11 protein-coding genes are annotated in these 13,297 nt (G+C 62.1%); all 11 read left to right on the top strand.

Annotated elements, in window-relative coordinates; translation table 11 throughout:
• Positions 1 to 13 precede the first annotated feature (13 nt).
• Genes tssH through WM40_RS27950 form a run of 11 tightly spaced genes read left to right on the top strand, consistent with a single transcriptional unit; the run spans position 14 to position 13,292 of the window.
• Positions 14 to 2,827 carry a type VI secretion system ATPase TssH gene (gene tssH, locus WM40_RS14805; protein ID WP_046153240.1) on the top strand — a complete coding sequence of 938 codons (2,814 nt, stop codon included), beginning with the start codon at positions 14 to 16 and terminating at the stop codon, positions 2,825 to 2,827.
• The gene (locus WM40_RS14800; protein WP_046153239.1) at positions 2,824 to 4,755 is read left to right on the top strand and encodes a type VI secretion system Vgr family protein; all 1,932 of its coding nucleotides are present in this window, start codon (positions 2,824 to 2,826) and stop codon (positions 4,753 to 4,755) included. Before tssH ends, WM40_RS14800 begins: the two co-directional genes overlap by 4 nt.
• Positions 4,756 to 4,763: 8 nt before the next feature.
• Positions 4,764 to 5,504, top strand: a complete 741-nt coding sequence (locus tag WM40_RS14795; RefSeq protein ID WP_236693530.1) for a toxin-antitoxin system YwqK family antitoxin — start codon at positions 4,764 to 4,766, stop codon at positions 5,502 to 5,504.
• On the top strand, positions 5,501 to 5,887 hold the full coding sequence (locus WM40_RS14790; RefSeq protein WP_024903348.1) for a DUF4280 domain-containing protein: 387 nt from the start codon (positions 5,501 to 5,503) through the stop codon (positions 5,885 to 5,887). The genes WM40_RS14795 and WM40_RS14790 overlap by 4 nt, the downstream gene beginning before the upstream one ends.
• Before the next feature lie 28 nt (positions 5,888 to 5,915).
• The gene (locus tag WM40_RS14785) at positions 5,916 to 6,212 is read left to right on the top strand and encodes a hypothetical protein (RefSeq protein ID WP_157685810.1); all 297 of its coding nucleotides are present in this window, start codon (positions 5,916 to 5,918) and stop codon (positions 6,210 to 6,212) included.
• Positions 6,209 to 6,706, top strand: a complete 498-nt coding sequence (locus WM40_RS14780; protein ID WP_046153237.1) for a hypothetical protein — start codon at positions 6,209 to 6,211, stop codon at positions 6,704 to 6,706. The genes WM40_RS14785 and WM40_RS14780 overlap by 4 nt, the downstream gene beginning before the upstream one ends.
• The gene (gene tssK / locus WM40_RS14775) at positions 6,703 to 7,611 is read left to right on the top strand and encodes a type VI secretion system baseplate subunit TssK (protein WP_236693529.1); all 909 of its coding nucleotides are present in this window, start codon (positions 6,703 to 6,705) and stop codon (positions 7,609 to 7,611) included. Before WM40_RS14780 ends, tssK begins: the two co-directional genes overlap by 4 nt.
• The gene (locus WM40_RS31480; RefSeq protein ID WP_236693528.1) at positions 7,608 to 8,045 is read left to right on the top strand and encodes a hypothetical protein; all 438 of its coding nucleotides are present in this window, start codon (positions 7,608 to 7,610) and stop codon (positions 8,043 to 8,045) included. Before tssK ends, WM40_RS31480 begins: the two co-directional genes overlap by 4 nt.
• 3 nt (positions 8,046 to 8,048) lie before the next feature.
• Complete coding sequence (locus WM40_RS14770) at positions 8,049 to 8,996, top strand: DotU family type IV/VI secretion system protein (protein ID WP_236693527.1); 948 nt, start codon at positions 8,049 to 8,051, stop codon at positions 8,994 to 8,996.
• Complete coding sequence (locus WM40_RS14765; RefSeq protein ID WP_052738338.1) at positions 8,986 to 11,994, top strand: type VI secretion system protein; 3,009 nt, start codon at positions 8,986 to 8,988, stop codon at positions 11,992 to 11,994. Before WM40_RS14770 ends, WM40_RS14765 begins: the two co-directional genes overlap by 11 nt.
• Positions 11,994 to 13,292, top strand: coding sequence for a hypothetical protein (locus WM40_RS27950; protein WP_052738337.1), 1,299 nt, complete (start codon positions 11,994 to 11,996; stop codon positions 13,290 to 13,292). The genes WM40_RS14765 and WM40_RS27950 overlap by 1 nt, the downstream gene beginning before the upstream one ends.
• Positions 13,293 to 13,297 lie beyond the last annotated feature (5 nt).

Here is a 13,297-nt window from a genome sequence, read left to right as displayed (position 1 = left end):
CATCGGACAAAACATGCAAGTCGACATTCGCGAACTGCTAGCAAGGCTCGACCCCGAATGCAAACACGGGATGGAGAAAGCCGCCGAACTTTGCGTCCAACAGACCCATTTCAATGTTGAAGTGGAGCATCTGCTGCTACATCTGTTGCGCGCCGATGTTCCGGATTTTCTGGAAATCCTGCGCGTCTTCGATGTCAGACGCGAGTTGGTCGAAAAACAATTGCAGGACGCGGTCGATCTTTTCAAGCGAGGGAATGGCCGTACGCCGGCACTCTCGCCACATTTCGCGCCATTATTTCAGGAGGCGTGGCTACTGTCGTCGCTACTGCTGGGGCAGCAACAGGTGCGCGCCGGTACGTTGATGCTCGCGGCACTCGAAGTAGACATCCTTCGCGGCACTTTGCTCGAATCCTGTCCTAGCCTGCTGAAGATACCGCGAAATCGTTTGCGGGAAGGCTTGCCGTCGATCCTTGGCGGCATGCCGGGGCCCGCCGGTTCACCACGCGCCGGCGCACTGTCCGGACCGGTCGCCAGCGCGGCCGGTGGGCTGCCGTCGCGGGATATCGGCAGAGTTGGCGTCACGCCATCCCTCGATCAGTTCACGATCGACCTGACCCGGCTCGCCGCCGACGGCGGCATCGACCCGGTAACCGGACGCGACGCGGAAATACGACAGCTTGTCGACGTGTTGTTGCGGCGCAGGCAAAACAATCCGATCCTCACCGGAGACGCCGGCGTGGGCAAGACCGCGGTGGTGGAAGGCTTCGCACAGCGTGTCGCGGACGGCGACGTGCCATCGGCGTTGCAACAGGTCCGCGTGCGCTCGCTGGACCTCGCCCTGCTGCAAGCAGGCGCCGGCATCAAAGGCGAATTCGAAAATCGGTTGAAATCCGTCATCGCCGAAGTCAAGGCATCCCCGGTTCCGATCATTCTCTTTATCGACGAAGCGCATCAGTTGATTGGCGCAGGCGGCGCTGAAGGCCAGGGAGACGCGGCAAACCTGTTGAAGCCGGCGCTGGCGCGCGGTGAGTTGCGGACGATCGCCGCCACCACCTGGGCCGAATACAAGAAGTACGTCGAACGCGATCCCGCCCTCGCCCGCCGGTTCCAAGTCGTCAAGGTCGACGCGCCGGACGAAACCGCCGCGATAGACATGCTGCGTGCAGTGGTCGCCAAACTGGAGGCGCACCACAACGTCGAGATCCTCGACGAAGCCGTATGTGAAGCGGTCCGCTTATCGCAACGTTATATCTCCGGGCGGCAACTGCCGGACAAGGCCGTGAGCGTACTTGATACCGCCTGCGCGCGCGTGGCAATCGGGCAGGCCGGCACCCCGGCGAAAGTCGAGGTATTGCAACGAACTGTCGCAAGCCTGGAGAACCAGATCCGTATTGCGCGACACGAGGCAGCCACGGGCATGGATCGCGAGCACCAGCTTGTCGACTTGGCGAGCGAACGCGACGAGGCGCGGCTGCGGCATCGGAAACTATCCGAAAAACTCCTTGCGGAAAAAGCCGTGGTACATGAAATCCTTGCCATGCGCCGCCGCATCGCGGCACATTTTCGAGATAGCGTCGAAAAGCAGGATAGCGAACCAGTCGATGCGCCGATAGACGCGACCGGTCAACCTGAGATCGACGCGCACGACACGACTTTCCAAAAGGACAAAGGCCGCGAAGAAAACAGCGAACCGCTCGGTGACAACGATAGCGACGCCGATCTCGCCGTCCATTTGCATCGTCTGGAAAAAGGCCTCGAATCAATCCAGAATGACGAGCCGCTGGTACCGGTCTGTGTCGATGCCTCGATTGTCGCCGACGTTATTTCAGGATGGACGGGCATACCGGTCGGCCGAATGCTGGCCGATGAAATGCACACGGTCTTGCATCTCAAATCGAAACTGTCCGAGCGCGTGATCGGGCAGCCCCAGGCGCTTGATGCGATTGCACGTCGCATCCACACCTCGCGGGCGAACCTGGACGACCCTGGGAAGCCGGTAGGCGTGTTCATGCTGGTCGGGCCGAGCGGTGTGGGCAAGACGGAAACCGCGACGGCGCTGGCTGACATTCTCTACGGGGGCGAGCGCAATCTGATTACCGTCAACATGTCCGAGTTCCAGGAAGCGCATAGCGTCAGCGGCCTGAAGGGCGCGCCGCCAGGCTACGTCGGCTATGGTCGCGGCGGCGTGCTGACGGAGGCCGTACGGCGTCGCCCTTATAGCGTCGTACTGCTGGACGAAATGGAAAAAGCACACCCGGATGTGCTGGAATTGTTCTTCCAGGTGTTTGACAAAGGCATCATGGAAGATGGTGAAGGGGTTGCCATTAACTTCCGCAACACCGTCATCCTGCTCACGTCCAACGCGGCGCAGGACGTCATCACCGATGCCTGCCGCAACACGCAGCGCCCGGACCCGACTACCCTGAATGCACTGCTGCGCCCGGCGTTGCAGCAACGTTTCAGTCCGGCGTTTGTCGGCCGACTGGTCCTGGTGCCTTACTACCCCCTAGGTGACGAACAGATCCGCGCGATCGTCACGCTGAAGCTGTCGACGCTGATCGATCGTTTCGCACGCCACCATCGCGCGGATTTTGGTTGGAGCGCGGAGGTGGCCGATGCCATTGCCCGCCGCTGCACCGAAGTGGACAGCGGCGCGCGCAATATCGATTTCATTCTGACGCAAATGGTCCTGCCGGAATTATCACGCATGGTGCTCGAACGCATATCGGTGGATGAGCCGTTCGACACGGTGCGCATGACGATGAACGCAACCGGTGGCTATGCCTTTGCGTTCTCGATGCGGCATCCGCAGAGGTCGTTGCGATGAGCGACTTGTTTACCCAGGCTAGCCAGTATCTGTCCGTCAGTACGCCGTTCGGGGAGGATGTGCTGCGGCTTGCGCAATTCAGTGGACGCGAAGCCATGTCGGAGCTGTTTCAGTTTCAACTGACGATGCAGGCGAACGATGCCAATCTGGACCCGGCTCGCATTATCGGCGTACCGGTCACCGTCACGTTGTCCCAGGGCACCGCGCCCATCCGCTATTTCAACGGCGTGGTCACGCGTTTCCTGCACGCCGGCTGCAACCGCAATGGTGAAAATCGCGATGCCACCTACCTGGCTGACATGGCGCCGCGCGCATACCTGCTGACCTTGGGCACGGACCGCCTGATTTATCAAGACCAGTCTGTGGTCGACATCGTCAAACAGGTGTTGCGCGCGGGCGGTATCACATTCGAAGACAAGTTGACCGGCACCTATCCCGTCCGGGACTACTGCGTCTGCTATGACGAAGCGCCGTTTGCATTCATCTCGCGGCTCATGGAAGAAGAAGGCATCTTTTACTTCTTCACCTACACGCAAAATGCACACACGATGGTGCTTGCCGATAGTCCGTCGGCACACCAGCCGTTGGCACAAACAGACGCGCTGACGTTTGCGCCGGAAGACGTGCCCGTGCCGCCCATCAACGCGCTCACCCAATTCGACCTCGTCAACACACTTGTCATACAGCGCGTCATGCTCAATGACTACGACTACCAGGCGTCGGCAACGGCACTGGGCGCCGAGACGTCGCATAGTGGTGGCCGTGGTTCCCGGTACGTCTATCCAGGCCGCCATCGCAGCGTCACCGACGGTACCCGGCTGGCACGGATCCACCTTGATGCGCAGCAGGCCGGCAGCCTCACCGCGCAGGGCGCGAGCCGATATCACGCCATGCGCGCCGGCGGCCGCTTCACCGTGGCCGGGCATCCGCGGGACGCATTGAACACTGCCCATGTGCTACGCGCCGTCACGCACCACGCAACCGATCGCGCGTATTCGAATGCATTCGAGTCCTTCGACGCCATTACGATCTTTCGCGCGCCATTGCGGACGCCTCGGCCCCGCGTCTTTGGCGTGCATACCGCGATTGTGGTCGGGCCACACGGCGAGGAAATCTGGTCGGACACGTTGGGCCGGGTCAAGGTGCAGTTCCACTGGGACCAGCACGGCAAGCATGACGAAACGTCCTCTTGCTGGATACGCGTGGCGCAAACAGTGGCCGGCCAGGGCTGGGGACATCTGTTCCTGCCTCGTATCGGGCAGGAAGTACTGGTCAGTTATATCGATGGTGATCCGGACCGTCCGTTGATCACCGGTAGCGCCTACAACGATACACAGTCCCCGCCGGTTACGTTGCCCGGCGCGCAGACGCAAAGCGTCATCCGGACGCGCTCGTCGAAAAACGGCAACGCCGGAAACGAGATACGACTGGAAGACAAGCACGAATCCGAACAGTTTTTCATGCACGCACAGAAGGACATGCAGGTGGATATCGAAAATGATCTCGCCACCCTCCTCGTTGCGGGCAACGAAACCCGCATCTTGAAAAAAGGCAATCGCACGACCACGCTCGAAACCGGCAACGATACGCTGCGCGTCAAGGGCACCCGGGAGGTGGCGGTGACCGGCGCCGAGATCCGCACAAACCACGCGAATCTGGATCATGCGGTCGAAGGCAATATGACGCTGACGATATCGGGCAATCTAACGATCGATGTCAAGGGCGCCGTCGCATTGCGCTCGGGCACCACATTCTCGACGATCGCCGGCACTGCGTTGACCGCCACGGCAGGGACCTCGGCGGCGCACAAAGCCGGCACGACCATGACAAATGAAGCACCGACGATCGAGAGCAAGGCCGGTGCCGCCCAAACGGTGGACGGCGGCGGATTGCTGACATTGCGAGGCGGCCTCGTGTCGATCAACTAATGCACGCCATGCCCCTCTCGTTTCCAACGTATCCCGCCACCCATGTAGTGGAACAGAACGACGACGCGGAGCGTGTAGTGCATCGCGCGCCGTCATACGACAGGCCTCTCGAAGGCGAGGTGCAACACTTCAGCCAGGATGGACAGCTGGTTGCGCGGACCTGTTACCGAAACGGGCAGCGGCATGGCGAGATGCAACATTTCGATGCCGACGGCCAATGCCTGCGACGCGCGGACTATCGGGGTGACCAGCAGCATGGCGTGACGATGCTGTATCAGGCTGGGCAGCCGGTCGCGCGTCAGGTCTTCGTGCAGGGTGTCCAGCATGGCGAGACCCGCTGCTTCGGACCGGGGGGCGTCGTTACCGCGATCTTGCCGTACTGGCAAGGCAAGCTCGACGGTGAAGCACGGTTCTTCAACGAAGGTCGCCCCGCACGCATTGCCGTCTATCGCGACGGCATGCTCGATGGTCCCTGCCGGGACTTCGATGCCGATGGCAACGTCACGCAAGACACGGTCTATCGCGCCGGAATGCTGCACGGAACCGTAAGGCGTTATTGGCCCGATGGCGGCCTTCGAGAACGCACCGTCTACCGCGATGGCCAACGGGTAGAGGACTGGCAACGATTCGACCAAGCGGGCAAGGCGTTGCCGGCGGCACAAGCGCCTGCCTCGCCGGCCGTCCCTGCATCCGCATCGTCACAGCCCGCCGCCACACGCGACACCAAAAAATGGATGAGCCGCTCATGACGCATTTGGTTACCGCCGGTGCCCAGTTGCGATGTGCATTTGGTCAGGTGCAAAGCACCCTGGGCGTGCCGTTGTTCAAACGCGTGGTAAGCGGCACACCGGCGGCGACGATCGCCGATCATCTGCCCCTTGTCAACATACCGTCCTTCGGCATGTGCAACTGCCCGTCCAACCCCATGGTCGCGATCGCGACGGCAAGCGCACTCGGCGTCCCGACTCCCGCGCCCTGCCTGCCCAATACCCTGACGCCCTGGGTGCCGGGCTCGCCCGCCGTATCGATCGGCAATGTTCCGGCGTTGCAGGATGCGTCGATAGCGATGTGTTCCTGGGGTGGACTGATCCGCGTCGTGACACCGGCGCAATTTACAACCACGCTGCCATAACGCAACGTTACGCTACAGGAGCATCGTCATGCCGCTCGTTTTCACGATGACGTCTCGAATGGCTGGTATCGCCGGCGCATGCGCGCTGCTGTTCTCCATCGTCGTGTTCCTGCTCGGCATGCAGATCGGTACGCGATTCGGCCTGCCCGGCAACGGGATAATAGGTGCCGCCACGGCTGCAGCCGCCGATACGTTGCCCACACCACCCGCTGCCACCTTGTCACCTGAAGGGTGCAATGACGCCACAGGTGTCGTCACCCACGATGACGCAGCAACGCCGTCCACAGTGTCCGACAGTGTCGCCACGGATACGGAGCGGCCATGATGCCTCTTTCCGTTACTAGCCGGTGTCGTGCGTCGTCGTGCAGGGCGCTACTTTGCGCGGCGCTACTGTGCATGGCATTCAGTGGCTGCGCGATGTTCGGCATGAAGGGCCATCGCGTGGACTGGCGCGAGGTGACGTTGATCGCGGCACAAGACGCCAACAACGACAGCCCGGTGGCCATCGACATCGTGATGGTCAGTGACCCTGCGATTCTGGACAAGTTGCTGTCGCTGCGGGCGACACAATGGTTTCAGGATCGCGAAGACCTGATCACGACCTATCCCAAGGCACTTCGCTACCGCAGTTGGGAGGTGGTGCCAAACGAAACGCTCCATGTGGACCGTCGCACTTTTTCCGGCCCGCGCGTGGCCGGCGTGCTCGTCTTCGCCCGCTATGCCTCGCCGGGTGCGCACCGCCAGCGCATCGACATATATAAAGGCCGTCTCGTCCTGACGATGAAAACAACCACTTACACGCTGGAGAGCCTGCCATGACGGAGCTGCGCCTGCCGCTCGTCGAACGCGTCGAGTGGCACGAGGGAATGATCCTTTCGCCGCAACATTTTCAGCAACTGTCCGCTCGGCTCGACACGCTGGTCGGCTGGCAGACCCTGGCGGCCTCGCCATTCAGTTGGGGCGTTCGCCGCATCATCATCGATCCGGGCATGCTGCCAGGCGGCGCGCTACGCATTGTTGCACTCGACGCCGTCCTGCCCGACGGCACCGCCATTGATTACGACAGTGCCAACCCGCTGCACGCACCACTCGAGATCGCGTTGCAATCGCACGCGGAGCAGCTCGATAAGCAGGCGCTCGATATCTACCTCACCTTGCCCGTTGCGCAAACCATGCGCCATAAAGGTGCGATACGACGCTTTCGTTCGGTGCCTGGGCCATTGATCGAAGACCAGGTGTCCGAGGCGCCACCTGTCGATCTGTCGCTGCAGCTACCCAACCTTGCGCTTCATGCCGGGTCCGTGCCCTCGGTGCATTACACGCGTCTTCGACTCGGCGCGGCGGTACGCGAGAACGACATCTTTCTACTCGACCATACATTACCACCACTGCTCGAAATCAGCGCGGAGCACACGCCGGGAAACCGGCTCTGGCAGCGGGTGGCGGCGCTGGTGGCACAACTGCGTGCGAAAGCGGCTTTCATCGCAAAACAGACGGCCAACCCGTCATCACGCATCGATGAACGCCTGACGCAACTGGAGTGGAAAGATCGATTGCGCAGCCTTCTGACGGAGTTGCCACAACTCGAAGCGGTGCTGCGCACTCCCCATCTTCATCCGCTGGCGTTGTATTACGCGCTATCGCGAATGCTGGGTTCGTTGAGCTTGTTGAAACCAGGCGCCGTTCCCCCGGCCCCCCTCCATACGACCATGCGGACCCCTTGAAGGTATTCGCGCCGTTGCTCGACTGGTTGGATGCGACGATTGAAGAAGTCAGCCAACAATATCGCGAACAGAAATTCGAATTGCAGGCCGGTGCGTTCTCGTTGGGTTTAACCACCGCGGCACTCCCCGCACGTTTGTACATCGGGCTGCGTGGGCAGTCCGACAAGGATCTTGACACGTGGATTGGTGGCGCCGTGATTGGTGCGGCAGGGCTGTATCCGTCACTGCGCGCGCGCCGCGTACTGGGCGCGGCGCGCCATCGCGTCGATGAGGTCGTTGATTTCGGCGTGCGGGCGGGTTCGGGATACCTGCTGTATGCGCTGGACACCGCCCGTGGAGACATTCTTCCTGGTGAAGCACTGGTGATCAGTCATCCAAATGAAGGGGCGACTGCGCAAAGACCACATGAAATCGTGCTGTTCTCACGAGACTAGATCATGATTTCGCACCTGTTCCTCAGGCAGATCCCGCCGCTCAATAGCATCACCGAGACTTCACCGGCCCGCGCCCGCATGAAAAACGATGACGACCTGATGAGCGAACAGTTCCGCGCCTTCATGGACGAGGTCTTGCGCACGCCACAACGCACGTCCGAGTCGCGCGAGACCGACCCCGTGCTGGCGGCCCAGACGGTAAACCGCCACTTGCTGCGCTTCATCGAACTACAGACCGCGCAGATCGAACATGACGTCAGCCGACTCGAACTCGACAATGTCGCCGACGCTCAATATCTAAAGGTGGCACTGGCCGATGAACTCTTGCTGACCATTCCATGGATCGGTCGGGACGAATGGACCGGCTTTCTGCTGGAGTCGTCACTGTATCGGTCGAACATCGCGGGAGATCTTATCTTCCAACGCATTGACGCCTTACTTGCGGATCGCGAGCCGTCGCGTCGCAAAATGGCGCGGCTGTATCTGCTAGCGCTTGCCATGGGCTTCGAAGGGCGGCATCGGCTCGGCGCCACCAAACCCGGCACCGATGTCGGGAACGTGGTGCATGGCGATAGCAGCACGCCACGCCCCCCGCAGCAGGACGCACAGGAGGGCATCGACACCCGCCTGCTTGCTTACCGCCAAGCATTGTTCCAGTTTATTTTTCAACGGCGTCCCGATCTCGGCGGCCGCGACCGTGTGCTCGACGACGCCACTTACGCGTATACGCTCTCGCATCATGCGCCGCGGAAACTGCCACCAATGAGCCGTTGGCTGCTGTGCGTCCTGATCGCCGCCGCGGTGCTGCTCGCGCTCTCGGAAATGGTCTGGCTGACCACCACCTGGCCTGTGCGCGATGCGTTGCGCGGCCACTTCAGCCAGACCTCCGGCAATGTTGCCATCGACGCCGGCGCCCCTTCCCCATCTGGTTGGACGTCCCATGCTGAGTAACGGCCTTTTCCTTATTGTGCTGTCGCTTCTGGCGCTTGCCATGCTCGCCGGGCTCGGTGGCATCTTGTATTTCGCCATGAAGGGAAACGCCGGCAAGACCGGGCAAAAACCGCCACGTACCGTGACGTTGCGCCAGGAATCGTTGCGGGCGTCGTTCCGTGAAGCAGTCGCCCTGATCGAAGCGAATATCGCGGCGCGCAACGAACGTTACACCATTCCCTGGGTCCTGGTGCTGAACGAAGGCGAAGATGCCACGCGCCTGCCGGTCGCGCAATCAGGGGTCTCCAGCATGCTTGGCACGGAGGCGGCGTCGGCAGCATCGACGCAGGGCATTACCTGGGCGTTCTTCGATCGCGGCATCGTCATCGACATCCAAGGTGCCTATCTCGGTTCGCCCGACGACGATCGCACCGAAAAACCATGGGATGCGTTCCTGGGAATGTGCCGGACCTACCGCCCGCAGCGTCCATTCGACTCACTGGTGCTCACGCTTCCCGCCGCACTGCTGCTCGACGACTCCGTCGATGCCCGTCTTGAAGTGACACGCCGTGCGAAGCTTGCTCACCGTCGCCTGTGGCTCGCGCAGAATCGTTTTGCCATGCGCTTCGCGGTCTATCTGGTGATCTGCGAATGCGAGCACGTGCCCGGCCTCGCCACTTTCGCGCGCGCACTACCGGATGGCATGCGCGCGAGCATGCTGGGATGGTCCTCCCCGTATGATCTTGACAGCCAATACCAGACAGATCGCATCGATACCGCTTTCGATGGCATCCTGCATACCGTCTCGGATATCAGCGCCGAGGCGCTGGCACTGGACGTCTCCCCGGAACAGGCGAATGCGATCTGCATGCTGCCTGCCCGCATCGACGCCATGCGCGGGCAGGTTCGGCTTTACACCGACGAACTGATGCGGCCCAGCGCCTATCATGAACCTTTTCTGCTACGTGGTCTGTATCTGACCGGCGACTGCAGCGAATCCTTGGCGCGGGCGGCGGCGCTTGATGACGACGCTCGCCGACAGGCAAGCACCGCCCCGCAGGTCGAGGCAGACTGGCGTGAACCGACATTCACGGTACCACTTGGCAACACCGATGCCGCGAAAACCGACGAGGCGCCTGCCGCGCCCAGCGCAACGGTCGATGACGCGGTCGCGCGCGCCGCAACACGTCAGGACCTGCTAGGGCAGTTGTCACTGCAGCCGGCCTTCCTGCGCGATTTATTCGAGCGCAAGATTTTCGAGGAGCGCGGGCTGACACGGCCGTCGCGGACGCAGCAGTTGCGCCACCCGGCGCTACGGCGCGGCCTGCGCTGGGGTACATTGGCGTTGCTGGTGACCTGGGGCGCAGGCATTGTTTTCGCCGGCGCTCAGTTGCACGGGCGAGGCGCGCAATGGGTCGAGGCGCTGAGGCAGTTGCACCGAAACGGCATGATGCCCGCCGCAATGCCGCAGGATGGCACGCCGCTGTCAACGGACGGCGAGCGCCACGGCGCATTGACGCTGCTGCGCCTGAATGAACGTTTCACGCCGGTGACAGCGGCGTACATTTTCATGCCCGGCGCCTGGCCGCTCTTCGATGATCTACAGCATCGGGTAGGGGACGCGTTCGAGCGGACGTTCGGAGAAGCCGCCGTGACGCTGGTGCGGCGCGAATTCATGGCGCGGGTCGCCGCGCTGACCGGCACCGACCGTGATCCGAGTACGGGACAGTTGGTGATTGGCGCCGATTGCCGTCCGCCGGTCATCCCGAACAATGCTCTGGGCAGACACATCGGCCTCAACGTCGACAATCAGCCGGAAATGACGGCATTGCAAAGCTATGTCGCATCGGTCGATCAACTGAAGGCGGCATTGGACGCGTTGCAGCGGCTGCGGCGCGCAAGTACCTCGCGTCCCGAGGATCTGCGCATCGTCATCGGCTACACACTGGGCGTGCAGCCGCAGGGGGAAATCACGCGGAGTCTGCCATATTTTTATCAACACGCCACGGAAATCGATACGCTGCTCGGCACTGACGTACCAGTGATGCGCGCCGCCGTGCGGTGCACGCTGGACAAAGGCAATGCGCGCCTGGACAAGCGTCTATTCGACGACAATCCACTGCTGCAAGCGGATCGCGTGGTGAGCGATGGTCTGAATGGCATCATGCTCCGCGGTGCCGGTACGTCGTCAACGGCATTGCTGCAACGTTACGCGCAGATCGTCGTGGGCATTCAGGAAGAGAGCGATCTGGTCGCCAGCGGCGGCGGCGCGTGGATACGGCCTGATGGTCCATCGCTTGGCAGCGGCTACGATCGATTGGTGGCCCATGTCGCCCACAACGCATTGCTTGGGCAAGAGGCCTCGGAGCGGATGCGCGCCGATACGCAGACGGCATTATCGGCATTCCGCGCAATCACGGCGCAGCACTTTGACGCGCCCGACAGCGGTGTACGCTGGCAGGCCAAGGAGAATCGATTTGCCCTGTCGCCCGAGCGTGCCGCATTGCGTGAGGCGTTGACGAATTTGATCAACCAACCGTTCATGCAGCCATCGCAAGGCCGAACCCTGCCGACTGAAGCACCCGGCACCGTACTGACATGGGACGAAACGCAACTCGACCAGATCATCGCATTGGCCGATCTCCGCAAACGCTATCTCACAGAGGGGCTGGCGCATATCGCCCCGAACATCCTCCCCGCGTTGCAAACGGCGATAGACGCGCAGTTTGCAGCCAGCGCGATGGACCAACTGGCGGGTGCCGCCAGCGCTACCCCGATCGCACCGGGGAACGACGCCGACGCAACGGCATTCCAGGCCGCCTTGCCACGCCTGCTGCATATTGCCGGTTTCCTCGATGCACTCAGCGCGCGACCGCAAGCCGATGCGGTTCGCGCCATGGTGTCCAGCGACGCGCTACAACATCTGCGGACCGTGGACACGGCCCTCACCGCCTCCGAACTGTACGCGGCATCGCGGATCGCCCCCCGCAAGAGGGCGTTTCGGCACAGACCATTCTGATGTATACGTTTGGCGTACGCGATGCCGCGGGTCTTGCCGCCTATCTCGGACAGCAATCGGCTCGCGCACAAGCCTTGGGGCAGCAGGCGGAAATTTATCTGGCGGCATTGACGCCGGCGGATGCCGTATCGCCGACCGCCGTTCGCTGGCAAGCCATCACGCGGGATATCGGACGCTATAAGTTGAAAAATCCAAACAGCTCGCTATTGGGCATCGAGCAGTTTTTGATGCGCTTCGCCGGTGCCCCAGGCGGGGGTGCCGCGGTCGCCGCCCCCGCCGGTCCGCCCTCTGCTCGCGGCAGTAACTGCATGGATCGCCTGGAAGGCAGCGTACCCACGCTAGACGGCGACTACTTTTCCGAGATCTATCAGCGCCTGTGGCTGCAATTGTCAAACCGATGCACGCAACAGCAGGCGCAATCGAACCGCAAGCAATGGGAGGCATTCGCGACAACGTTCAACCAGCAAGTGGCAGGCATGGCACCGTTTGGCGCGCTGGGGACGAAGCCTGCCGACCTGGGACAAGTAGCAGAAGTGATGGCGCGGTGGCGAGACGCCGCCTCCGCCCTGCTGGCACGGCAAACCGCAGGAGCCGTGGATACCGACAACGGCGGCCCGGCAGTCAGGCGTTTCACATTGCAGATGGAAGCCGTGAGGCGATTCCTGTCGCCGCTGCTGCCGCATACGGCGGAGGCCAATCCCACCGACGGGGTCGACGGCACGGCGCCGGGCGATATCCCTGGCTACGATCTGCACCTGTCGTTCCGCACGAATCGCGATGAAGAAAGCGAAGGCAATCAGATCATCGATTGGTCTTTGCAGTCGGGCACACAGATAGTACACGCAAGCGAAATGCCGCATCCCGTGCGCTGGACGCCGGGAATGCCACTGACGCTGGCGCTGCGGATCGCGAAAAACGCCCTCTTCATCGCCCAGCCCGATGACGCGCAAATGGCGATGGACACGGACGGTCGCACGATTCGCTATCGGTTTTCCGATCCGTGGGCACTGATGACGATGATCCAGACGCTACGCGTGGCCGAGCCGGGCCTGGGCGACACGCCGCGCGCCGTCACGCTGCAGCTATCGTTCCCGATGGGCGCGGCGCCACAACCGGTCGCCCCCAATACGCGCAAGACGCCCGCGCCGTCGGATGCCATTGCTCGTAACGCGGCACGGCGTCAGGCCACGGTGTTCGTGCAAATACAGATCACCCCGGCCGCGAAGCAGAATACGTTGCCCTGGCCCGGTGTCTTTCCCCGCCAGGCACCGAGCTGGCATGGCGCGCGCGTCGATTGATAATC

Origin of the sequence: Robbsia andropogonis (assembly GCF_000970345.1) — a bacterium.
GTDB classification, from domain to species: domain Bacteria; phylum Pseudomonadota; class Gammaproteobacteria; order Burkholderiales; family Burkholderiaceae; genus Robbsia; species Robbsia andropogonis.
Note: the sequence above shows the minus strand (reverse complement) of the source record. Positions and strands in the feature narration are given on the sequence as shown.